Source organism: Nocardioides pantholopis, assembly GCF_003710085.1.
Taxonomy (GTDB): domain Bacteria; phylum Actinomycetota; class Actinomycetes; order Propionibacteriales; family Nocardioidaceae; genus Nocardioides; species Nocardioides pantholopis.
Map to the genome: position 1 here is coordinate 3,026,459 of NZ_CP033324.1, position 21,289 is coordinate 3,047,747.

Below are 21,289 nucleotides of genomic sequence, written 5' to 3' on the forward strand. Positions count from 1 at the left end.
TTAGCACCGGACAACCGGGTCACGGTATCCCAGCCGTCCGGCGATCGAGGCATCCCCAGCGGCGCGTCCGCCCCCTGGTCGAGCCCGCCGACTACAGGCGGTACTCCTTGAGGACGCTGCGCCCGATGATCATCTTCTGGATGTCGGAGGTGCCCTCGCCGATGAGCATGAACGCCGCCTCACGGTAGAGCCGCTCGATCTCGTACTCCTTGGAGTAGCCGTAGCCGCCGTGGATGCGGAACGACGCCTCGACGACCTCGTTGCAGTACTCACTGGCGACCATCTTCGCCATGCCGGCCTCGACGTCGTTGCGCTCGCCGGCGTCCTTCTTGCGGGCCGCGCGGACCATCATCGCGTGCGAGGTCTCGACCTTGGTGGCCATCTCCGCGAGGCGGAACAGGATCGCCTGGTGCTGGGCGATCGGCTTGCCGAAGGTCTCGCGCTGCTGGGCGTAGGCGGCCCCGAGCTCGAAGGCGCGGTTGGCGATGCCGCAGGCGCGGGCCGCGACGTTCACGCGGCCGACCTCGACGCCGTCCATCATCTGGTAGAAGCCCTTGCCGGGCTCGCCCCCGAGGATCTGGTCGGCGGAGATCTGGTGGCCCTCGAACACCATCTCGGTGGTGTCGATGCCCTTGTAGCCCATCTTCTCGATCTTGCCGGGGACCGTGACGCCCTGGGCGGTCTCGCCGAAGCCCGGCTCCTTCTCGACCAGGAACGTGGTCATGTTCTTGTAGACCGAGTCGGCACCCTCGTCGGTCTTCACCAGCACCGCGACCAGGTTGGACGAGCCACCGTTGGTCAGCCACATCTTCTGGCCGGTGATCTCGTAGCCGTCCTCGGTGCGGGTGGCCTTGGTGCGGATCGCGGAGACGTCGGAGCCCAGCGACGGCTCGGACATCGAGAAGGCGCCCCGGACCTCGCCGGTCGCCATCCGGGGCAGGTACTTGCGCTTCTGCTCCTCGGTGCCGTGCTTCATCAGCATGTACGCCACGATGAAGTGGGTGTTGATGACGCCGGAGACGCTCATCCAGCCCCGCGCGATCTCCTCCACGCACAGCGCGTAGGTCAGGAGCGACTCCCCCAGCCCGTCGTACTCCTCGGGGATCATCAGCCCGAAGATGCCGAGCTCCTTGAGGCCCTCGACGATCTCGGTGGGGTACTCGTCGGCGTGCTCGAGCTCGGTGGCGACCGGGAGGATCTTCTCCTCGACGAAGGTCCGCACCGCCTTGAGGATCTCGGTCTGGTCTTCGGTGAGTCCGTCGGTCTCGCAGAGGCGGCCCATGGTGACGCTCCTAGTCAGGTGCTGGCTGGGTACGGCGGGTGCTGGCCTGGGTGCTGCCGGTGCAGCCCGGATCGTACGGCGCGGGCGACCGCCCAGACGTTACCCATCGGTACGCGAATCCGCGCCGTGACGTGCTTCACACGGGCGGCCCGCGGGCGGGCCGCGGGCGGATGGCCGCGCGGGGCACCGGCCGGCGCGGTGTCTGCCGGCAGCGGGCCGGTAGGGTGCCGGTCGTGTCCACCCCCGCCGATCCCGCGCGCCCCCACGGTCGCGTCCTGGTGATCGTGCCGGCCTGGAACGAGCAGGACTCGGTGGCCGCGACGATCGCCGAGGTACGCGCCACCAACCCCTCCGTCGACGTCCTCGTCGTCGACGACGGCTCCACCGACGCGACCGCGACGGTCGCGGAGGCGGCCGGGGCGCTGGTGTGCCGGCTGCCGTTCAACCTCGGCGTCGGCGGCGCGATGCGCGCCGGCTACCGGTTCGCGCTGCGTCACCACTACGACGTCGCGGTCCAGATCGACGCCGACGGCCAGCACGACCCCCGCTACCTGCCGACGCTGCTGGACCACCTCGAGCACGCCGACCTCGTCATCGGCGCCCGGTTCGCCGGCGAGGGCGCCCCGTACCGGGTCTCGCTGCTGCGCGGCGTGGCGATGAAGGTCCTGGCCCGCACCCTGTCCCGGATGGCCCGGACCCGCCTCACCGACGTGACCAGCGGGTTTCGGGTCGCGAACCGGCGCGCGGCCACGCTCTTCGCCGCCCACTACCCGGCCGAGTACCTCGGGGACACCGTCGAGTCGACGGTCATCGCACTGCGGGCCGGCTGCACCGTCACCCAGGTGCCGGTGCAGATGCGCCCGCGCCAGGCGGGGACGGCCAGCCAGACCCCGGTGCAGGCGGCTGTCTACCTGTCCCGGGCCGTGGTCGCGCTCGGTCTCGCCCTGGTCCGCAAGTGGCCGAACATCGACAGCTCGCACGACGCGCTGCCGAGCCCGCCCGGCGGCGTACCCGTCGTCGAGGCCGCCGGCTCGTCCGATCCGGCCCGGCCGTCCGCATCCGAGGGAGGCCGCCCATGAGGTCGAGCATCGTCCTGGGCCTGCTCGGCTCCGTCGTGGTGCTGGTGGCGCTCTTCGAGCTGCTGCGCCGCCACCGGATCCGGGAGAAGTACGCAGTGCTCTGGTTCGTGGTCGCGCTCGGCGTGATCACGCTCGCGGTCTTCCCCAGCCTGCTCACCGGGGTCGCCGAGCTGATCGGCGTGGAGGTGCCGGCGAACCTGCTCTTCTTCGCCGCCAGCCTGGTGCTGCTGCTGATCACGCTCCAGCACAGCTATGAGCTCGGGCGCCTGGAGGAGAAGACCCGGGTGCTGGCCGAGGAGGTCGCGCTGCTGCGCCTGGAGATCTCCTCCCCCGCACCTCAGCGCGGCCCGGACCCGGCCGACCCGGGCGACGGCCCCGAGCGCCCCGGCGCCTGACCCGCGACGCCCGCGCCGGGGGTCAGCCCTCCTGGTGGGCCGGGTAGACCACGTCGGCGATCACCAGCGGGTGGTCGCTGATCGAGCCGAACGTGGACCGGTCGATGTACTGGCCGGTGAAGGTGAGCTCCTGGGAGCCGAAGATCCAGTCGACCGGGCCGTGCCGCGGCGGCGAGCAGCCCGGGCCGGAGCTGCCGCCGGCCGAGGACGACAGCAGCCCGGTGGCGGTCATGCCGCAGAACGCGGAGTCCCGCTCGTTGAAGTCGCCGGCGAGCAGCAGCGGAGCCTGGGTGGCCTCGAGCTGGCTGGTGATGAACGCGAGCTCGGTGGCCCGGGCCCGTTCGCGGGCGCCCTGCTGGTCGCCCTGCTTCGCCGTCGACGCCGGGTTGTGCACGCCCATCACCGACACGGTGGCGCCGGTGTCGAGGTGGCGCAGCAGCACCACCGGCATGTGCAGGGTGCGCTCCCAGGCCACCTGGACCTCGGTGGTGTCGACCAGCTCCCAGGTGTCGCTGCGCCAGGCGATCGCGTTGCCACCGGTGCTCCCCGAGCGGCGGAACGTGTCGTTGGGGGTGGCCCGGTGCAGGCCCCAGTCCCCGTCGCCGGTGACCACGCCGGCCTGCTCGGACTCGAACTCGTTGAGCACCACGACCGAGACCTGCTGCCGCTCCAGGAGCGCCAGCGCCTGGGCCATCCGGGTGGTCCCGGCGGCGTAGCCCTTCTTCGAGCCGCCGGGTGCGGTCAGGTGGTGGCCGAGGACGTTGAAGGAGGCGGCGCGGAAGATCGTCTCCGGGACCGTCGTGGCGGTCGGCGCCGGCGGCCGGGGGCGGACCGTGGCGGGCGCGCCCGGCGCGGCAGCACCGCCGCCGGCGCCGCGCACCGTCGTACTGCCCAGCAGGTGGCGCAGCAGTGGGAGGCCGGCGAGCTCGACGCCGTCCTGGCGTCGCAGCGCCAGCCCCAGGGCGCAGCGCTCGACGTCGCCGAGGTCGCCCACCTCGGCGATCGGCTGCCCGACCACCACCACGTCGCCGGTCTTCACGCTGGGCTGCTGGACGTGGGAGTACCAGACCGACTCCGCCCCCGAGCGCACCTCGACCAGCCAGCGACCCGCGGCGGCCGGGCTGTCGGCGACCCGCACCCGGCCCGCGGTGGCCGCCAGCACGGGGGTGCCGCAGGAGGCCTCGAACAGGGTGGCGGCCGCCGGGCGACCGGGCTCCGGCTGGGCGGACCTCCCGGGAGTCTCGGACGGCGTCGGCGCGGCGGGCGGCTCGGTGCCCGGAGCCGCCGTCGGCGCCGCGGTGATCGTCCCGGGGGCCGCGGGAGTCACCGGAGCTCCTGCGTTGCGCACCAGGTAGCCGGTGCCCTCGGGCAGCGGCAGGCCCCGCTCCTCGCCCGCCGAGGACCGGCAGGACGCGGGGGTCAGGGCCCCGGTGGCCGTGCGGGCGGTGACCGAGGCGGGGCTGCGCCCGGTGGCGCCGGCCAGGGCGACCAGCGCCGAGGCCCAGGCGGACTCGTAGGCGAACGGGTCGGGTCCCTTGAGGACCCGGTGGATCGCGAGCGTCGGCGGCAGCGAGGTCCAGTCGTCGATGCGGACCAGGCGCCGGTAGAACGACGCGGCCTCGTCGTCGTCGGAGGGGTCGTCGGAGGAGTCCCCGGAGAGGCCGCCGGCGAGATGGGCGGCCACGGCGAGCGCCTGCGCCCGGGCCGGTACGCCGAGCGCCTGGCCGCGCGCGGCGACCGCGCGGACGCCCCGCTGCTCGCGGTCGGCATCCCGCCCGCGCACCCGCAGGGCGGGGGCCGGGGCGGCCCGGGCGCAGGTCACCTCGTAGACGCCCGCGTCCTGGGCCGGCTCGGCGACCGCGGCCGGATGTCCGGCGCCCGGCCCGGCCAGCGGCCCGACCAGCGCGGCCGTCGCCACCAGCCCGGCCAGCCCCGCCAGCCCGGAGGCCGGGGTCCTGCGGCTCCACCTGTTCATCCGAACATCGACCTCGTCTCCGGGAACACGATCCGGTGCGCCTGCCAGCGCTCCTCCAGGGTGCGGGAGACGTCGACGCCGAACCGGCCCGCGCCGGTCGTGAACCAGACCGTCCCGCTGCTCCCGCGCTCGTCGAGGTCGACCTCCTCGACCTCGGGGTCGCCCAGGACCGGCACCGACGCGGGGTCGGTGTGGGCGTAGGCCTCGCGGGCGCCCGGGCTCAGGTGCTCGCGCAGCGCCGACCACCACTCGGTGTAGCCGACGTCCGGGCGACTCCACTCCAGCAGCACGATCTGGGCGAACCGGGCGGCGTCGTCCTCGGCCTCCGAGCGCTCGGTGCCGGCGGAGGACGACGCGCTGCCGGGGCCAGGCGTCGGCCGGTCGGTCCCGGCCTCCGGGGAGTCGCCGCCGAAGACGCCGGTCAGCGCGAGCAGGAGCAGCACGACCGCGACGCCGATCAGCGCGACGACGCCGATCGTCGCGCGGTCCTCGGCCGAGCGCCGGCCGGTCATCGCCGGCCCGCTCCGAGGCGCCGGCTCCACCGGTTGCGGGGACGCTCCGACTCCTCACGCAGCCGGCTGTTCTCCCGACGCAGCCGTTGCACCTCGGTGAGCAGCTCGGCCGTGGCGTCCAGGGAGACCTCGAGCAGCTCGCCGGTCCGGGGCCGCTGCGCGCCGGGGTCCTCGGTGCGCGGCGGCGGCACGAGCTCGTCCAGGTCGCCGACCACCGGGTAGCCGCGCCCGGCCAGCTCGTCGCGCCAGGCGGCCCCGAGCTCGCGGACGCGCTCGTCGTACGCCGGCGGCAGCACGACCTTCGCCCCGCCCTGGCCGCGCAGGAAGGTGCCGGCGTAGAGGCGCTTGACCACGTCGCCGTACCCGAGCACGTCCTCGCGGCGCACGAGGCGCTGGTTGACCCGGCGCAGCACCTCGGTCTGGGCCCGACCCAGGGAGTGGTTGACCGAGGCCTCCGGGAGCGTCACCGGAACGCCGGCGAGCCCGGCGACCTCGGCGAAGCGGCGCCACAGCAGGTCGCGGGGAGCGCCCGGGGGCGGGCAGGTGATGACGTGCACGCGCTCGACCCCCACGGCGGTGGCCCAGCGGTCCAGGACGGCCGGCAGGTCCTGGGCGCGCCAGAACCGGCGGCCGGTCCGTCCGGTCCCGGCCCGGTCGCCCGCGACCGCGTCGTCCTCGTCCGGTTCGACCGGCTCGCCCGGCTCGTCCGGCTCCTCCGGTCCGTCGGGGACGGGGCCCAGCACCGAGCGCAGGAACGCCGGGTAGCTGGTGCGGCGCCCGTGCTTGACGCTCTCCTGCCACTCCGCGGGCAGCTGCCGGGCCAGGTCGCGGGCGCTCACGACGACGTCGACGCGCACCCCCTCCAGGTCGGCGAGGATCCGGCGGATCTGGTCGGGGCTGGCCAGGCACAGCGTCTCGCTGCTCAGCACGACGGTGCCCGGCCGGCGGCGTACGCCGGCCACGATCTGCTCCCAGGCCTGCTCGGCGGCCTGCTCGGAGCGGCCCCAGCTGCGGACCCGGTCGGTGACGTGCAGGACGCCGAGGAACACCTGGTGGCGGGTCACATCGGGCAGCCGCACGCCGTGGCCGGCGAGCGTGTCGGCGTTGTCCCGGAGCACGCTCTGGACGAACGAGGTGCCGGTCTTCGGCAGACCGATGTGCAGGATGACCCGCTGCTCGCCCACGGTGTCCCCCACGGGTGTCCTTTCGTGTCCTGAGGTGCTGCTCGCGACGGTACGTTCCCGGACGCCGCGCCCAGCCTAACGGGGTAACACAGCCCGATCAGCCGTCGGAGCGGTCCTCGCGGGGCAGGCAGGTCAACGACCCGACCTGCTCCTCCGGGCCGTAGCCGGCCTGCTCGAACAGCTCCACGACCCGGTCCCGGTAGGGGGTCTCACCGGTGCAGGCGAGGCTCACGTCGAGCTGGTCCAGCGCCTTGTCGACCGCGCGGGCCGACGGGAACGGCGGCTTGCCAGCGGCCACGCCGGAGAGCAGCTTGCGGGCCTTCCGGCTGGCGGCCGGCTCCTCGATGTTGCCCACGAACCAGTCGCGCGGCACCACCGGGAACGCCTCGGTGGTGTACATCGTCATCACCTTCATCCGCCGCGGGGGCAGCAGCACCACACCCTCCATGCCGCGCTCGTCGAGCGCGCGGACGTCGTCGAGCGCCTCGAGGTCGAGCTTCCACACCGGCCCGTCCTCGACGGTGACCGGCCCGCCGTGCCCGGTGTGGCTCCAGATCGGGCGGCCCCCGAACGCCAGGCCGAGGACCACCACCGCGACGCCGGCGACGGCCACCGCGCGCACCAGCGCGGGCCGGACCGCCCGCGGCGTGGCCCACGGCAGGGTCACCAGGAGCCCGACCAGGACCGGGACCGGCGCGACGTACAGCATCCGCCACAGGATCGGGCCGGAGCCGGTCACGAGGTTGACCAGGCCGAGGATCCCCGGCGCGTAGACCACGACGGCGGCCAGCACCGAGGCAGCGGCCAGGGCGGTGGCCGCGCCGCGGGCGGCGAGCGCCGGCGCCAGGGCCAGCGCGACCAGGCTCAGCGCCACCATCGGCGCGAGGTCGCCCAGCATCCGCACGAAGCTGTCGTAGGCACTGAGCGGCACCGGGTCCTTGCCGCCGACCTCGCTGGAGAACACCACGACGGCCAGGCCGCTGACGATCGGGCCGAGCACCATCAGGCCGCCGCCGAGGGCCAGCGGCCGCGAGCGCAGCACCACGGCGGCCAGCAGCGCCGCCGCGAACATCAGCGGGGCCCACACCATCGCGGTCGGGGTCAGCCCGAAGAACGCGACGCCGGCGGCGAGCAGCAGGAGCAGGAGGCGCCGGCGCTCCCCCGCGTCGCGGGTGCCGGCGAGGTCGGTGAGGTAGGCCCAGATCAGCGGCATCAGGATGGCGACGGCCAGCACCTTGCCCTGCCAGATCCGCACGATCCAGAAGTTGCCGAGCATCGAGTCCCCGCTGAGCAGCAGGAACGCCACGGCCGCCAGCAGCGCCAGCAGCTGGCGCCGCGGAGCCCAGGCCCGGACCAGGCGCCACAGCGCCCACACGGAGAGGGCGCTCGCGACCGGGGTCACCAGCAGGTACGCCACCGTGCCGGTCTCGAGCCGGAGCAGGTGCGCGAGCACGCCGATCAGGCCCTCGATCGAGGCGACCGGGATGCCGCCGCCGTACGGCGTGTTGAACACCTCGGGGCTGAACATCGTGTCCCGGGTCGCCGCGTTGCCCTGCTCGGCGATCCACACCGAGCGGTTCATGTAGTACGGGTCGTCGGTGTCGCCGAGGTGCACGAACAGGCTCAGCACCGCGACTCCGGCGGCGACCGCGAGCACGGTCAGGTCGGCGCGGGCGCCCGGGCCGGCGCCCACGGCCTCGCGGGCGCTGCGGCGCAGCTCGACGCGGCCGGAGATCCAGGCCCAGCAGGCGAGGCTGGCGGCGGCGACGACCGTCGCCAGCCAGGTGGGCCAGAAGAGGCCCGGACGCCACAGCAGGCCGCCGAGCAGGGCCCCGGCCGCGGCGACCAGGCCGACGACCAGCAGCGCCCGCGCCGCGGAGGCCAGGGAGCCGGGCCGGGCGTCGCCGGAGTCCAGGCCCGGGTCGAGGTCCGGCTCCGGGCCGGCTGCCGGCTCCGCGCCACGCCCGGGCGCTCGCAGCGCGCGCCGGACCTGCCAGACCAGGATCGCCAGCGTGGCCACCAGCCAGATCCAGCCGCTCGGCCACAGCGACCACTGGGTGGGCAGACCCAGGCAGTACAACAGCGTCCAGAGCGCGAAGGAGAGGACGGCGCTGTCGAGGACGGCGTCGACGGTACGTCGGATCATCGCGGAGGTTGGTCCACTTCCTGGTCGGTCCCGGGCGGGGTCCGGCGGCGCGGCGCGCAACCGGGCGCGCCTACTATGTCAGCCATGCCGAGCGTCAGTGCGATCGTCCTGGCGTGGCGCGACGAACCCGTCCTGGAGGAAGCCGTCCACGCCCTCCTCGCCTCGACGGCCGACGGGACCGGTCTGGCCGGTGGTCTGGACGTCGACGTCGTCGTCGTCGACAACGGCTGCACCTCCGAGGCCGTGCGCAACCTCGCCGACCTGCCCGGGGTGAGCGTGGTGGACCCCGGGGAGAACCTCGGCTTCGCGGCCGGGTGCAACCGCGGGGCCCGCACGGCCCGCGGCGAGTACCTCGCCTTCGTCAACGGCGACGCCGTGGTCCGACCCGACGCGCTGGCCCGGATGGTGCTGGCCGCGCAGGCCGAGGACGTCGGGCTGGTGACCGCCTCGGTGCGCCTCTACGACGACCCCGAGACCATCAACTCCGCTGGCAACCCGGTCCACTACCTCGGGCTCAGCTGGGCCGGCGGGCTCGGCGAGCCCGCGGCGGCGCACGCCCGGCCGGCGGACGTCGCGTCGGCGTCCGGGGCCGCCACGGTGTGCCGGGCCGACCGGTTCGCGGCCCTGGACGGCTTCTGCGAGCCGATGTTCGCCTACTGCGAGGACACCGAGCTCAGCCTGCGCTCCTGGCAGCGCGGCTGGCGGGTCGTCTACGAGCCCACCGCCGTCGTCACGCACCGCTACGAGTTCAGCCGCAACCCCCAGAAGCTCTACCTGGTCGAGCGCAACCGCCTGATCCTGGTGCTGACCGTCTTCCCCCGCCGCCTGCTCGCCGTCGTGGCGGCACCCCTGCTGGCCCTGGAGGTGGCGATGCTCGCGATGTCGGCGCGCGACGGCTGGTGGCGCCAGAAGGTCGCCGGCTGGCGGTGGCTGCTGGCGAACGCCGGGACGCTGCGCGAGCGCCGCCGCTGGGTCCAGGCCCAGCGCCGCGACGACCACGGCTTCACCGGTTTGCTCACCGGCGATGTCACCCCGGGGGTCGACGGACTGTCGATCCCCCCGGTCCTGCGCCGGCTCTCGGTCGCGTTCTGGTCCCTCGCCCGCCGGACCGTCCGCGAGGTGAGCCCGTGAGTGCCGCGCCAGCGGTCCGCATCGACTCCGTCGACGCGACCGGCCTCACCTTCACCACCGCCGAGGACGTCGTGCTCGACGTCGACTTCGACGGCCGCCGGATCTGGTCGTTCTGGACCCTGCGCGACAGCGTCGAGCAGGGTCCGCAGCGCACGATCGCGTGGCCGCGCCGCCTGGAGCGCTTCCTCGACGGGCGCACGACGATCCAGGTGCGCGCGCACGTGGCGACCACTGTCCTCTACGAGGCCGAGCACCGGTTCGGCACCAGCGAGGAGCGGATCGCCGTCCTCGACGACGAGGGCCGTCCGCTGGGCATCGACAACTCCGGACGGCTCCAGCGGACCTTCGACACCCGGACCGCCGAGCAGACGGCACCGCTGATCGACGCCATCGGCCGGATCCTCGACGAGCTCACCGCCGCCGGCCTGGAGGCGTTCCCGGCGTACGGCACCCTGCTGGGGGCGGTCCGCGAGGGCCGGCTGCTCGGCCACGACTCCGACGCCGACCTGGGCTACGTCAGCCGGCACACGACGCCGGTCGACGTGATCCGCGAGAACTTCACGGTGACCCGTCGCCTGGTCCAGCTGGGCTACCGCGTCGAGCGCTACAGCGGCGGCGGCTTCAAGGTCTTCGTCCCCGAGGCCGACGGCTCCATCCGCGGCCTGGACGTCTTCGCCGGGTTCTTCAGCGACGGCCACCTGGTGCTGATGGGCGAGGTCCGGGCGCCCTTCCGCGAGGAGTGGATCCGGCCGCTGGGCACGACCACCCTCGAGGGCCGGACCTTCCCGGCGCCCGCGGACCCCGACAAGCTGCTGACGGCCACCTACGGCCCGACCTGGCGCACCCCCGACCCGGCGTTCTCCTTCACGACCCCGGCCAGCACCCGCGAGCGCCTCAACGACTGGTTCCGCGGCACCAACCAGCACCGCCCGGACTGGGACCGCCGCTACGTCGGGCAGCGCCGCTACGAGCCGAGCCCCCGCGGCACCCGGCTGGTGCGCGACCTGCTGCGCGAGGAGGGCACCGACATCGAGGTCGTGGACCTCGGCTGCGGGCGCGGCGAGTCGGCCTGGTGGCTGGCCGGCCGGGGGGTCCCGGCGCTCGGCCTCGACTACTCCGTGAACGGCTTCCGGGCGGTGGCCGAGGCGGCCGACCCGGACCTGCCGCTCTCGTTCGACGTGGTGAACCTCCTCGAGACCCGGTCGGTGCTGGGCTGGGGCGCGCGCCTCGCCCGGCGCCCGGTCCGCCAGGTCGTGATGGCCAACCACCTGATCGACGCGCTGCCGCCCCGCGGCCGCCAGAACGCCTACCGGCTGGCCCGGATGGCCGCAGGCCCCGGCGGCCGCTTCCACCTGCGCTTCCTGAGCGCGGCCGTGGACGACGACCCGCTGCTCGCGCGCAAGCTGATCAGTCCGATCGATCCGGAGACCGTGGCCGCCGAGGTCGAGCGGCGCCACGGCCGGATAGTGTCCTGCGTCGAGAGCGACGCGAACGGAACCGACTCCGACGACCGGGACGACCGGGACGAGCGGGACGACCGTGACGACAACGACGACGCCGGCCACCGGGCCGGCCGACGAACCTGCAGGATGGTGGTCGAATGGACGCGCTGAACCCGACCGGTACGCCGGAGGGTGGGCTGCGGGACCGCTTCCGCCGGCGCTCGCTGCGCCACCAGGTCCGTGAGCTGCGGGCCCGCGTCGAGGAGCTGGAGGAGGCCATGCACGAGGCCCGTCGCCACCAGCTGCGGGTCGCCGAGCTGACCGACGTCGTCCAGGAGCTCCTGGTGCCGATCGCCCGGCGCGACCAGGACGCCGTCGACGAGCTGCTCGCGACGTACACCGACCAGCTGGGCTGAGCGGACCGTGGCGCGACGCGTCTTCCTGCACATCGGGCTGCCGAAGACCGGCACCAGCTACCTGCAGACCATCCTGTGGGCCCACCGCGACGAGCTGCGCGAGGCGGGCCTGCTCGTCCCCGGCCGGGAGCGCCGCGACCACCTCTGGGCCTCGCTGGTGGTCCGTGCGGACCCCAAGGTGGCCCGCCGGCACCCGCGGGCCCCGGACTCCTGGTCGGTGCTGCGCTCGGAGGCCACCGACTGGGCCGACGACGTCGTGATCAGCCACGAGTTCTTCTGCTCGGCCTCGGCCGAGCAGGCTCGGCGCGCCGTCCGCGAGCTGGAGCCGGCCGAGGTGCACGTGGTCGTCACGGCCCGCGAGCCCCTCGGCCTGTTCACCTCCAGCTGGCAGGAGTCGCTGAAGAACCGCGGGACCACGCCGATCGAGGAGTACGGCCGGTCGGAGTCGAGCGACCCGCTGGACGTCTGGGACTGGCGGGCCCTGGACCTGGCGCTGGTCCTGGAGCGCTGGGCGCCGGCCGTGCCTGCCGACCGGGTGCACGTCGTCGTCGCCCCCGGACCGGGCGACCCGCCCGACGAGCTGTGGCGGCGGTTCTGCGCGGTGCTCGGGACCGACCCGGAGGTGGTGGGCCCGGTGACCGGGTTCCCGAACGCCTCCATGGGGGTTGCCGAGGCCGAGACCCTGCGCCGGCTCAACCAGCACTTCACCGGCCCCGGGGCGGACCTCCCCGGGTCCTTCGAGCGCGCCTACGACCGCGGCGTCTGGATCCGGACCTTCCTCGCCGACGAGCGCCTGGTCCCCCGCGGCGGGGAGAGGTTCTGGCCCGGCGCGGATCAGCAGCAGGACTGCCGGCGGCGCGGGGACCGCGCCGTGGAGCTGGTCCGCTCGGCCGGCTTCGACGTGGTCGGCGACCTGGACCGCCTGGCGGTCCCCGCCGAGCTGCCTCCCCGCCGGCACCCGTCGTCGGTGACCGACGCGGAGGTCGCCGACGTGGCGGTCGCGCTCGCCGCCCGGCTGATGGTGGACCTCAAGGACGGCGCCCGCCCGGGGCGCACCCAGGGGACGTCCGCGGCCGCCGACGCCGGCGGTCCCGGCGCCGCCTCGACCTGGTGGCGCCGGCTCCGCGCCGCAGCGCGGAGCCGGCGCTAGTCAGACCCGGGTCAGCGGATCTTCATCCGCGCGGTGACCACGGGGTGGTCGGCCACGCTGGTCACCCACGGCGTCCGGGTGCGGGTGGCGGAGCGGTTCTTGAGTCCCGGCGAGTGGAAGATCCAGTCGATGCCCATGCCGCGCGGCGTCCGGCAGACGTTCTTCTTCTTCTTGTTCTTCTTGTTCTTCGTCGCCTTCTTGGTCACCGAGCCGCCGAAGACCGACTCCAGGTCGGTGTCCCCGACCACCGAGCAGAACGCGCGCTTGCGGTCGTTGAAGTCGCCGAGCAGCAGCACCTGGGCGCCGGTCTTCCGCTTCTTCCGCACGACCCGGTTGATCTTCTTCAGCGCCTTGGCCCGCTCGCGGATCCGCTCCTTGGTCTGCTTGGAGGAGTTGTGGATGTTGATCACCCAGGTCTTGCGCCCGGTCTTGCGGTGCTTGAGCCGGATCACCGGGTGCGGCCGCGTGGTGCCGAGGACCGGAAGCTCCAGGTTCTGGGCCTTCTCCCGGGTCCAGACCCGGCGGTCCCACATCACGGTCTGCCAGCCGTGCCGCGCGCTCAGCGACGTACCGGGCCAGAAGTCGTAGTGCTGGCCGAGGATCTTCTGCAGCGCGACCACCTGGTCACGCTGGCTCTCCTGGATCGCGACGATGCTGCTGCCGGTGTCGGCGATGACGTCAGCGGCCCACTCCGAGCGCAGCCGGCCGGGCGCCCAGTACGGCACCCCCCCGCCGGGCTCGGTGTGCTGGCTGCCCAGGATGTTGAACGTCGTGACGCTGAACTTGCGCCCCTGCTTGCGCAGCGCGAACCGGGGGCTCGCCGAGGGGGCGCCGTTCGGGGTGCTGCGGTCGGTCCGGTCGCCGCCGCCGAGAGCGAGCTGCGCCTGCTCGTTGTTGCCCCAGCACAGCCGGGTGCCGTCGGCGGTCCGCCCGCAGACGTGGTACCAGCCGGCGTCGATCGCGGTCCAGTTGGCCGGGCCGGCGGTGCGCCGGGCCCGGGCGTCGAGGATCGCCTGGCCGTCGCCGAGCTGCCCGTACCGGTTGCTGCCCCAGCAGATCGTGGCGCCGGCCGGGTCCAGGCCGCAGGCGAACGTGTCCCCCACCGTGATCGTCTGCCAGGTGTTGCCGGGCACGTGCGTGGGCACTGTCGCGCCGCTGCCGCCCACCCCGAGCTGGCCCGAGGAGTTGTCGCCCCAGCACCAGCCACGGCCCGAGGTGTCGGTGGCGCAGGTCGAGCGCCATCCCGAGGAGACCGACTTCCAGGCGCCCTGGACGGCGACGTCGCGCGGCTTGGTGCGGGTCTTGGTGTCGCCGACCCCCACCTGACCGAAGTTGTTGCGCCCCCAGCACAGCAGCCGGCCGTCGTTGACGAGGCCGCAGGCGTGCTGACCCCCGACGGAGACGTCGACCCAGCGCCGCGACGAGCCGACCTGGACCGGGGCCCGCTGGTCGGTGGTGTTGCCGTGCCCGAGCTGACCGAAGTGGTTGGAGCCCCAGCACCACAGGCCGCCGTCGGTGGTGACACCACAGGTGTTCGTCCAGCCGGTCGAGACCCGCTGCCAGGCGCCGAGACCCACCCGCACCGGGTGCCAGGAGGCCGCGTTGGTGCCGATGCCGAGCTGGCCGCGGTGGTTGGCGCCCCAGCACCACAGCGAGGAGTCGAGCTGGATGCCGCAGGTGGTCGAGCCGCTGGTGTCGATGCTCGACCACACAGCACCCCCGAGGACCTGGGCCGGGACGCTGCGGTCCTGGTTGGTGCCGAGCCCGAGCTGGCCGTACTTGTTGTCGCCCCAGCACCAGGCGGTCGCGTCCGGCCTGACCTCGCAGCTGGTCTGGCCGCCGGAGCTCAGGTTGGCGACCGGGACGCCGGGCTCCGCCGCGGGCGCGGCGGGGGCAGCGGCGGAGGCCGGGGCGGAGAGCGCCGGGGAGGTGGCCGCCCCGGCAAGACAGGAGGCGATCACGAGCGCGAGCGCGGCCACGATCCGTACCGGGGAGAGAGGCATGGCCACGATCATAAGGCTGTTACTGCTGTTGTGCACCGATACAGGAGTTGTGGGTGAGACGTCCATTTCCGACCCGGCGTGTCGCCGGATGAGATCGGCCACCCCACGAGCCCGAGCGTGGGGTGGCCGATCGGACGGCACGCGGTCGTCAGCGGATGGGCGCCGCCAGCGGGAGCGAGCGGTCCACGAGGGCCTTCACCTTGGTGCCACAGGTCGCCACGGCGGCCGCGTCGGTGCAGTAGTACGCCCCGGTGCGGGTGCCCGTCGCCAGGTCACGGGCCCAGGTGGAGCCGAAGTCACGCAGCCGCGCGGTCTGGGTGGCGTTCGCCGAGCAGCCAGCCCCCACGACGCCGATGACGTCGGTGTTCTCGCCCTCCACGTCGATGTGGCAGCTGCCGCCGACGGGGATGCCCGCGACGTACTTCTCCCAGACCAGCTGGATCCCGACGTACGGGTTGTCCAGGCCGACCAGGGCCTCCGCGGAGTTGTTGAAGAGGTTGGTCACGCTCGGCCGAGCGGTGACCGCGAGCACCGGCCGGGCGCCGCCGTCCGAGATGGCCTCCAGGTTCGCGGTGAATCCCGAGGCCGCGACCGGGTCGAACAGGATCGCGCCGGCGAAGTTCGGGTAGCCGTTCGCGTCCAGCCGGGCGCCGAGCGCGCTGGCGAAGTGGCCCCCAGCGGAGTGGCCCCCGGCGATGTAGCGGGCCGGCAGCGGCCGGCCGGCCGGCGGCGCGAAGGTCCGGGCCTTGAGGAGGTCACCGACCTGGGCGGCCAGGTCCGGGTTGCCGGCCGTCATGTCGGCGTTGATGCACAGCACCATCACGCCCTTCTCGGCGATCGCCTTGCTGCTTCCGCGCAGGTGGGCGCAGTTCCGGCTGAAGCCGTTCTGGAACACCATCAGGGCAGAGGCGGTGCCGTTCGGCAGGTACCAGTCCACGCTGTAGGAGGTGCCGGCGATGCTGAGGGTGCTGTTCACGCAGGTGCTGGAGCTCGAGGAGTAGTTGTTGCAGGCCGCATCGGCATGCGCCGCAGGGGCGGCACCGACGAGGGTCGCGGCGACCAAGGCGGCCGCGGCCGAGACCGCGGCGAGCGCGGTGCGGATCTTCTTCACTGGGGGGCCTCTCTGACGTGGGGCAGCCTCGGGTGCCGCTCCGTGTCCGGACCCTTCCACGCCCGACCGGCCCGACACCCTGGTCCAGACGGCCCGCCCGGATTGCCGACCCGGCACCTTTGGTCGCGCCGAAAGTGCCGACTCGGCAGGTCTGGTCGCGTGGACGGCGTCCGCCGGCCCCGAGCGCGGCGGGGTCGGGCGCAGGCCGGGGGGCCGGTACCGTGGGCGCCCGTGAGCACCACCCCGCCCCGCGTGTATGCGGCCCGACTGGTCGGGCTGCCGATCTTCGACCCGCAGGGCGACCAGGTCGGCAAGGTTCGCGACGTCGTCGTGACCGTGCGCACCGAGGCCACCCAGCCGCGGGTGCTCGGCCTGGTCGCGGAGGTCTTCGGCCGCCGGCGCATCTTCGTCCCGATGACCCGGGTCACCAACATCGACGCGGGGCAGGTCTACACCACCGGGCTGCTCAACATGCGCCGCTTCGAGCAGCGCTCCACCGAGACCCTGGTGATCGGGCAGATGCTGGACCGCAACGTGCGGATCACGCCGACCGGCGTGTCCGGCACCGTGTACGACGTCGCGATGGAGCAGGCGCGCAACCGGGACTGGGTGCTGAGCCGGGTCGCCGTGCAGGAGCCCGGCAAAGGGCTGCGCCGCCGCGGCCAGACCCACGTCGTGGAGTGGCGCGACGTGGAGGGGCTGAGCCGGCGCGAGCCGACCCAGGGCGCGACCCACCTGGTGCACGCGCTCAACGAGATGCGCCCCGCCGACGCCGCCAACATGATCCACGACCTGCCGGCCGAGCGCCGGTCCGCGGTCGTCGCCGCGCTCGACGACGAGCGCCTGGCCGACGTGCTCGAGGAGCTGCCGGAGGAGGACCAGGTCGAGATCCTCAGCCACCTCGACTCCGAGCGGGCCGCCGACGTGCTCGAGGAGATGTCGGCCGACGACGCCGCCGACCTGATCGCGGAGCTCTCCCCCGAGACCGCCGAGACCCTGCTGCAGCTCATGGAGCCCGAGGAGGCCGAGGACGTCCGCCGGCTGATGTCCTACGTGCAGAACACGGCCGGCGCGATGATGACCCCCGAGCCGGTGATCCTGGGACCCCAGGCCACCGTCGCCGACGCGCTCGCCCACGTCCGCAACCCCGACCTGACCCCGGCCCTGGCGGCGCTGGTCTACGTCTGCCGCCAGCCGCTCGAGACCCCGACCGGCCGGCTGATCGGCGTCGCCCACATCCAGCGGCTGCTGCGCGAGCCGCCGTCGACGCTGGTCGCGGGCGTGCTGGACGAGTCCATGGAGAACCTCCGCCCCGAGGCCGGGATCGACGAGGTCGCCGCGCACCTGGCGACCTACAACCTGGTCGCTGCGCCGGTGGTGGACGAGAACGGCCACCTGCTGGGCGCCGTGACCGTCGACGACCTGCTCGACCACATGCTGCCCGAGGGCTGGCGGGACCGGACGGTGCGCCATGGCTGAGGGGCACTCCCCCCGCGAGCGGCTGGACACGCCCCGCGACACCCGCCGGCCGCTGGTGCGCCGCCCGGCGTACGACTCCGACACGTTCGGCGTCTTCGCCGAGCAGTTCGCGCGCTTCATGGGGACGGCGCGCTTCCTGATCTACATGACGCTGTTCGTGCTGGTGTGGCTCGGCTGGAACTGGGTGGCGCCCGAGGACCTGCGGTGGGACGCCTACCCGTTCATCTTCCTGACCCTGATGCTCAGCCTCCAGGCGTCGTACGCCGCGCCGCTGATCCTGCTCGCCCAGAACCGGCAGGAGGCCCGGGACCGGGTGATCGCCGAGCAGGACCGGCAGGCGGACGCCCGCGCCCACGCCGACATGGAGTTCCTGGCCCGCGAGGTCGCCTCGCTGCGGATGGCGGTGGGCGAGGTCGCGACCCGCGACTACTTGCGCTCGGAGCTGCGCTCGCTGCTCGCCGAGCTCGACGAGCGGTCCCAGCCGGGCCGCGATGACGGGCCGAACGCCTCTACCACCTAGAATCGTCGATCATGAGCACCCCCCTCCTCGAGCAGGTCCAGGCTGCGCTCGCGACGGTGAACGACCCCGAGATCAAGCGGCCGATCACCGAGCTGGGCATGGTGGACTCCGTGACGGTCGACGAGGCCGGCAAGGTGGCGCTCACGGTGCTCCTCACCGTGGCCGGCTGTCCCCTCAAGAGCACGATCGAGCGGGACGTCACCGCCGCGATCGACACGGTCCCGGGCACCACCGGCGTGGACCTCGAGCTCGGCGTGATGACCGACGAGCAGCGCACGAACCTGCGCGGCGTCCTGTCCGGCGGCAAGGCCCAGCGCGAGATCCCGTTCGCCCAGGCGGGCTCGCTGACCAAGGTCTTCGCGATCGCCAGCGGCAAGGGCGGCGTCGGCAAGTCGTCGGTCACCGTCAACCTCGCTCTCGCGATGGCCGCGCAGGGCTTCAAGGTCGGCGTCGTCGACGCCGACATCTACGGACACTCGGTGCCGGCGATGCTGGGCGTGGCCGACTCCCGGCCCACCCAGGTCGAGGACCTGATCATGCCGGTGCCGACCCCCAGCGGCGTCTCGGTGATCTCGATCGGGATGCTCAAGCCGCGCCGCGACCAGGTCGTCGCCTGGCGTGGCCCGATGCTGGACCGGGCCCTGGTGCAGATGCTCGCCGACGTCTACTGGGGCGACCTGGACGTGCTGCTGCTCGACCTGCCGCCGGGCACCGGCGACGTGGCGATCTCGCTGGGCCAGCACCTCCCGGGCGCGGAGGTGGTCGTCGTGACCACCCCCCAGGAGGCAGCGGCCGAGGTCGCCGAGCGGGCCGGCACGATGGCCTCGATGATGCACCAGCGCGTCGTCGGCGTCGTGGAGAACATGAGCTACCTGCCCTGCCCGCACTGCACGGCCGAGGGCACCGACCACCGGCTGGAGATCTTCGGCTCCGGGGGCGGCGACCGGGTCGCCCAGACCCTCTCCGCCCGCTTCGGGTACGACGTCCCGGTGCTGGGACGCATCCCGCTGGACATCGCCCTGCGCGAGGGCGGCGACGCCGGCACGCCGATCGTGACCGCGGACCCGGCCGCCCCGGCCGCCCGCGTGCTCGCCGACGTGGCCCAGACCCTGGCCGGGCGTGGCCGCGGACTGGCCGGCATGCAGCTGGGACTCACTCCGACCAGTAAGTTCTGACCCATGTTCGGGGTCGGGTTGGCGGAGGCGACGGTGATCGCCTTCATCGCCGTCCTCGTCTTCGGCCCCGAGCGCCTGCCCGACCTGGCCCGCCAGGCCGGGCAGATGCTGCGCAAGGCCCGCCAGTTCGCCAACGCCGCGCGCGACGAGCTGCGTGACGAGCTCGGCCCGGAGTACGCCGACCTCGAGCTGCGCGACCTCGACCCGCGCACGATCGTGCGCAAGCACATCATCGAGGCGATGGAGGACGCGGACGCCGAGCCGGCGCCGCGGCGCCGCGGGCTGCGTCCCCTCACCGACGGCGAGGTCCCGCCGTACGACGCCGACGCGACCTGAGGCCGAGGTCCGCGGGGCCTCAGTCCCTGCTCTGCACTGCGGCGAGGCCGGCGAGCGGGACCAGCAGCACCCGGGGCTCCTCCCCCACCGCGAGCTCCACGAAGTCTGCGCCCACCCGGCGCGGCACCCCCTCGTGACGCCCGCCGTCGCGCAGGTGCACCACGCAGCGCTCGCCCGCCTCGGCGAGCCGGCGCAGCACCGAGCCGGGGCCGAGCCGCAGCAGCGGTGACCAGGCGACCTCCGGCACCGAGCGATCCGAGGCGCCGCCGACGGCCGTGAGCGCCGCGAGCAGCAGCAGCCAGTCCTGATCGGCGCCCCGGACCAGGCACCACCCCGCCCCGACCCGGGTGAGCTCCCCCGCGACCGTGCCGACGCCGAGCACGCCCAGCGTGACGTCCCGGCCCACGGACGCGACCAGCCGGCTGGCGAGCGTGACTTGCTGGTACTCCGCCCGGCGGCGGTCGACCAGGTCGACCTCCCGCTCGGCGGCGTACGCCGCGGCGGCCTGCTGCTCGAGGTCGTCGAGGACCGCGAAGAGCTGCTCCTCCCAGGCCATCCCCGCTCCTCGCTCGCTCCGGCGGGGCGGCCGGTCCGGCGCGCCCTGAGCATCCGCTACCCCGATCCGGCCGCCGTCACGCTCGCTACCCACTCCTGTGGAGACTCCGTTGACCGCTCATCAAAGGCGGGCGACAGTGGTCAAACTAACGCAAACGCAAGGATTCGACATGGTAGGTACGGCGCGAACACGGGCCTGCGGGGTCTGGGTGCTGGCCACGGCGACGGCCCTGTTGGTCGTCTCGCTGGTCGGCCCGGCCGCCCTCGCCCTGCGGACCGGCGCCGACGACCTCGAGACCGCGCTGGTGCGCGGCTGCAGCGCGGTGCTCCTCGGCTGCGCGGCCTGGGCGTGGGCCGTCACCACGGCGGTGGTGGTCGAGGTGGTGCGCGGAGCTCCCCGCCCCGCGCCGCCCGGCGTCGTACGCCGCGGCGTGCTGGCGCTGTGCGGGCTCGCGGCGGTCAGCGGCCTGGTGGTCCCCGCCGCCGGCGCGGCCGCTCCGGGCGAGCCCGGGGACCGGACCGCCGGTGCCGCCGTCGTCGACGGGCTGCCCCTGCCCGACCGCGCGGAAGGGGCCGCGGCCCGGCCGACCCCGGCGCGCCCGGCGCCCCAGACCGGAGCCAGCATCACCGTCCGCCCCGGCGACACCCTGTGGGCGATCGCCCGGCGCGACCTCGGCGCCGGAGCCGACGGGACCGCGGTGGCCCGCCGAGTCCGCGCCCTGCACGACCTCAACCGCCGCGTCATCGGCCCCGATCCCGACCTCGTCCACCCGGGCCAGCAGCTGCGTCTGCCGGCCCCGTCCCCCGAAGGAGAGCACCCATGACCGCTGCCGACCGCCCGCTCGCCGGACCGCCCCGCCGCTTCCGGCCGCTCCGGGAGACAGTGGTGCCGATCCGGGTCCCGGTGCCGCTCGCCAGCACCCAGGGGACCCTCGCCCTCGACCTGGAGCCGCGCCACGACCCGCCGGCGGCGGCCAGCCCGGCCGGCCGAGCCGCGGGCGACGTGGTCCCGATCGACAGGCGCTGGCGCGGTGACGTCGAGCAGTGGTCACACCGCTTCGCCCAGGCGGCGGTGGAGATCGTCGGCGGGGACCGGCCGGTCTCCCAGCTGCTGCGCTGGACCACGAGCGCCGTGTACGCCGACCTGGAGCGCCGCGCGCGCCTGGTCGCCCAGGCGGGCGGGCACGGCGCCGCTCAGGGCCGCGTGCAGCCGGTCCGGCCGAAGGTGCTCAGCGTCCGCACCTGCTTCCTGGACCGCGGCGTCGTCGAGAGCGGCATCCACGTCCGCTACGGCGAGCGCTCCCGGGCCCTCGCGGCCCGCTTCGAGCTGCGCGCCCCGCGCCGCGAGGAGGCACCCCGCTGGATCTGCACCGCCCTGGACTGGTCCTGACCGGCGTA

General features: G+C 74.2%; 20 protein-coding genes. 12 read left to right on the forward strand and 8 right to left on the reverse strand.

Features of this window, described 5'->3' with window-relative positions; translation table 11 throughout:
* Window positions 1-91: 91 nt before the first annotated feature.
* Window positions 92-1,282: an acyl-CoA dehydrogenase family protein gene (locus EBO35_RS14545; protein ID WP_122818341.1), complete on the reverse strand. Its 1,191-nt coding sequence runs from the start codon at window positions 1,280-1,282 to the stop codon at window positions 92-94.
* Window positions 1,283-1,515: 233 nt separating this feature from the next.
* On the opposite strand from EBO35_RS14545, the gene EBO35_RS14550 reads away from it, so the two are divergent.
* Window positions 1,516-2,361, forward strand: coding sequence for a glycosyltransferase family 2 protein (locus tag EBO35_RS14550; RefSeq protein WP_241153711.1), 846 nt, complete (start codon window positions 1,516-1,518; stop codon window positions 2,359-2,361).
* On the forward strand, window positions 2,358-2,756 hold the full coding sequence (locus tag EBO35_RS14555) for a DUF2304 domain-containing protein (protein ID WP_122818343.1): 399 nt from the start codon (window positions 2,358-2,360) through the stop codon (window positions 2,754-2,756). The genes EBO35_RS14550 and EBO35_RS14555 overlap by 4 nt, the downstream gene beginning before the upstream one ends.
* Window positions 2,757-2,778: 22 nt before the next feature.
* Here the strand turns inward: EBO35_RS14555 and EBO35_RS14560 are convergent, their stop codons facing one another.
* The 4 genes from EBO35_RS14560 to EBO35_RS14575 form a co-directional block, all read right to left on the reverse strand.
* Window positions 2,779-4,731 carry an endonuclease/exonuclease/phosphatase family protein gene (locus tag EBO35_RS14560; RefSeq protein WP_122818344.1) on the reverse strand — a complete coding sequence of 651 codons (1,953 nt, stop codon included), beginning with the start codon at window positions 4,729-4,731 and terminating at the stop codon, window positions 2,779-2,781.
* Entirely contained in the window at window positions 4,728-5,243 is a 516-nt protein-coding gene (locus EBO35_RS14565; protein ID WP_127480758.1) for a hypothetical protein, read from the reverse strand. Before EBO35_RS14565 ends, EBO35_RS14560 begins: the two co-directional genes overlap by 4 nt.
* Window positions 5,240-6,439, reverse strand: coding sequence for a hypothetical protein (locus tag EBO35_RS14570; protein WP_122818346.1), 1,200 nt, complete (start codon window positions 6,437-6,439; stop codon window positions 5,240-5,242). The genes EBO35_RS14565 and EBO35_RS14570 overlap by 4 nt, the downstream gene beginning before the upstream one ends.
* A gap of 85 nt (window positions 6,440-6,524) precedes the next feature.
* Window positions 6,525-8,573, reverse strand: a complete 2,049-nt coding sequence (locus EBO35_RS14575) for a DUF6077 domain-containing protein (RefSeq protein ID WP_122818347.1) — start codon at window positions 8,571-8,573, stop codon at window positions 6,525-6,527.
* 84 nt (window positions 8,574-8,657) lie between these two features.
* On the opposite strand from EBO35_RS14575, the gene EBO35_RS14580 reads away from it, so the two are divergent.
* From EBO35_RS14580 to EBO35_RS14595, 4 genes are read left to right on the forward strand one after another with little or no spacing between them, the layout of a single operon-like run.
* Window positions 8,658-9,704, forward strand: coding sequence for a glycosyltransferase family 2 protein (locus EBO35_RS14580; protein ID WP_164477984.1), 1,047 nt, complete (start codon window positions 8,658-8,660; stop codon window positions 9,702-9,704).
* The gene (locus EBO35_RS14585) at window positions 9,701-11,317 is read left to right on the forward strand and encodes a methyltransferase domain-containing protein (RefSeq protein WP_122818349.1); all 1,617 of its coding nucleotides are present in this window, start codon (window positions 9,701-9,703) and stop codon (window positions 11,315-11,317) included. Before EBO35_RS14580 ends, EBO35_RS14585 begins: the two co-directional genes overlap by 4 nt.
* Window positions 11,305-11,562 carry a DUF6752 domain-containing protein gene (locus EBO35_RS14590; protein ID WP_241153712.1) on the forward strand — a complete coding sequence of 86 codons (258 nt, stop codon included), beginning with the start codon at window positions 11,305-11,307 and terminating at the stop codon, window positions 11,560-11,562. The genes EBO35_RS14585 and EBO35_RS14590 overlap by 13 nt, the downstream gene beginning before the upstream one ends.
* A gap of 7 nt (window positions 11,563-11,569) precedes the next feature.
* A complete protein-coding gene (locus EBO35_RS14595; RefSeq protein WP_122818350.1) occupies window positions 11,570-12,712 on the forward strand; it encodes a hypothetical protein in 1,143 nt (380 codons plus the stop codon).
* 11 nt (window positions 12,713-12,723) lie between these two features.
* Here the strand turns inward: EBO35_RS14595 and EBO35_RS14600 are convergent, their stop codons facing one another.
* Window positions 12,724-14,715: an RCC1 domain-containing protein gene (locus EBO35_RS14600; protein WP_164477985.1), complete on the reverse strand. Its 1,992-nt coding sequence runs from the start codon at window positions 14,713-14,715 to the stop codon at window positions 12,724-12,726.
* A 148-nt stretch (window positions 14,716-14,863) separates the two neighbouring features.
* Window positions 14,864-15,826, reverse strand: a complete 963-nt coding sequence (locus tag EBO35_RS14605) for an alpha/beta hydrolase family protein (RefSeq protein WP_122818352.1) — start codon at window positions 15,824-15,826, stop codon at window positions 14,864-14,866.
* Window positions 15,827-16,057: 231 nt separating this feature from the next.
* Between EBO35_RS14605 and EBO35_RS14610 the strand changes: the two genes are divergently transcribed.
* Genes EBO35_RS14610 through EBO35_RS14625 form a run of 4 tightly spaced genes read left to right on the forward strand, consistent with a single transcriptional unit; the run spans window position 16,058 to window position 19,336 of the window.
* Entirely contained in the window at window positions 16,058-17,305 is a 1,248-nt protein-coding gene (locus EBO35_RS14610; RefSeq protein WP_122818353.1) for a magnesium transporter MgtE N-terminal domain-containing protein, read from the forward strand.
* Window positions 17,298-17,825 carry a DUF1003 domain-containing protein gene (locus EBO35_RS14615; RefSeq protein WP_122818354.1) on the forward strand — a complete coding sequence of 176 codons (528 nt, stop codon included), beginning with the start codon at window positions 17,298-17,300 and terminating at the stop codon, window positions 17,823-17,825. Before EBO35_RS14610 ends, EBO35_RS14615 begins: the two co-directional genes overlap by 8 nt.
* Window positions 17,826-17,836: 11 nt before the next feature.
* Window positions 17,837-19,000, forward strand: coding sequence for an Mrp/NBP35 family ATP-binding protein (locus EBO35_RS14620; protein WP_122818355.1), 1,164 nt, complete (start codon window positions 17,837-17,839; stop codon window positions 18,998-19,000).
* A 3-nt stretch (window positions 19,001-19,003) separates the two neighbouring features.
* On the forward strand, window positions 19,004-19,336 hold the full coding sequence (locus tag EBO35_RS14625; protein ID WP_122818356.1) for a sec-independent translocase: 333 nt from the start codon (window positions 19,004-19,006) through the stop codon (window positions 19,334-19,336).
* A gap of 19 nt (window positions 19,337-19,355) precedes the next feature.
* Here EBO35_RS14625 and EBO35_RS19545 read toward each other — a convergent pair whose 3' ends face one another.
* The gene (locus tag EBO35_RS19545) at window positions 19,356-19,892 is read right to left on the reverse strand and encodes a hypothetical protein (protein ID WP_164477986.1); all 537 of its coding nucleotides are present in this window, start codon (window positions 19,890-19,892) and stop codon (window positions 19,356-19,358) included.
* 208 nt (window positions 19,893-20,100) lie between these two features.
* Here EBO35_RS19545 and EBO35_RS14635 point away from each other — a divergent pair, with 208 nt between their 5' ends.
* Window positions 20,101-20,715, forward strand: a complete 615-nt coding sequence (locus EBO35_RS14635; RefSeq protein WP_164477987.1) for a LysM peptidoglycan-binding domain-containing protein — start codon at window positions 20,101-20,103, stop codon at window positions 20,713-20,715.
* Window positions 20,712-21,281 (forward strand): Rv3235 family protein, encoded by a 570-nt coding sequence (locus tag EBO35_RS14640; protein ID WP_122818358.1) that lies wholly within the window; start codon window positions 20,712-20,714, stop codon window positions 21,279-21,281. Before EBO35_RS14635 ends, EBO35_RS14640 begins: the two co-directional genes overlap by 4 nt.
* The last annotated feature ends 8 nt before the right edge of the window (window positions 21,282-21,289 follow it).

Coding starts and splice junctions, on each gene's coding strand:
- EBO35_RS14545 (WP_122818341.1), bottom strand. CDS start 1,282: ATGGGCCGCCTCTGCGAGACCGACGGACTCACCGAAGACCAGACCGAG.
- EBO35_RS14555 (WP_122818343.1), top strand. CDS start 2,358: ATGAGGTCGAGCATCGTCCTGGGCCTGCTCGGCTCCGTCGTGGTGCTG.
- EBO35_RS14560 (WP_122818344.1), bottom strand. CDS start 4,731: ATGAACAGGTGGAGCCGCAGGACCCCGGCCTCCGGGCTGGCGGGGCTG.
- EBO35_RS14565 (WP_127480758.1), bottom strand. CDS start 5,243: ATGACCGGCCGGCGCTCGGCCGAGGACCGCGCGACGATCGGCGTCGTC.
- EBO35_RS14575 (WP_122818347.1), bottom strand. CDS start 8,573: ATGATCCGACGTACCGTCGACGCCGTCCTCGACAGCGCCGTCCTCTCC.
- EBO35_RS14580 (WP_164477984.1), top strand. CDS start 8,658: ATGCCGAGCGTCAGTGCGATCGTCCTGGCGTGGCGCGACGAACCCGTC.
- EBO35_RS14590 (WP_241153712.1), top strand. CDS start 11,305: ATGGACGCGCTGAACCCGACCGGTACGCCGGAGGGTGGGCTGCGGGAC.
- EBO35_RS14600 (WP_164477985.1), bottom strand. CDS start 14,715: ATGCCTCTCTCCCCGGTACGGATCGTGGCCGCGCTCGCGCTCGTGATC.
- EBO35_RS14615 (WP_122818354.1), top strand. CDS start 17,298: ATGGCTGAGGGGCACTCCCCCCGCGAGCGGCTGGACACGCCCCGCGAC.
- EBO35_RS14620 (WP_122818355.1), top strand. CDS start 17,837: ATGAGCACCCCCCTCCTCGAGCAGGTCCAGGCTGCGCTCGCGACGGTG.
- EBO35_RS14625 (WP_122818356.1), top strand. CDS start 19,004: ATGTTCGGGGTCGGGTTGGCGGAGGCGACGGTGATCGCCTTCATCGCC.
- EBO35_RS19545 (WP_164477986.1), bottom strand. CDS start 19,892: ATGGCCTGGGAGGAGCAGCTCTTCGCGGTCCTCGACGACCTCGAGCAG.
- EBO35_RS14640 (WP_122818358.1), top strand. CDS start 20,712: ATGACCGCTGCCGACCGCCCGCTCGCCGGACCGCCCCGCCGCTTCCGG.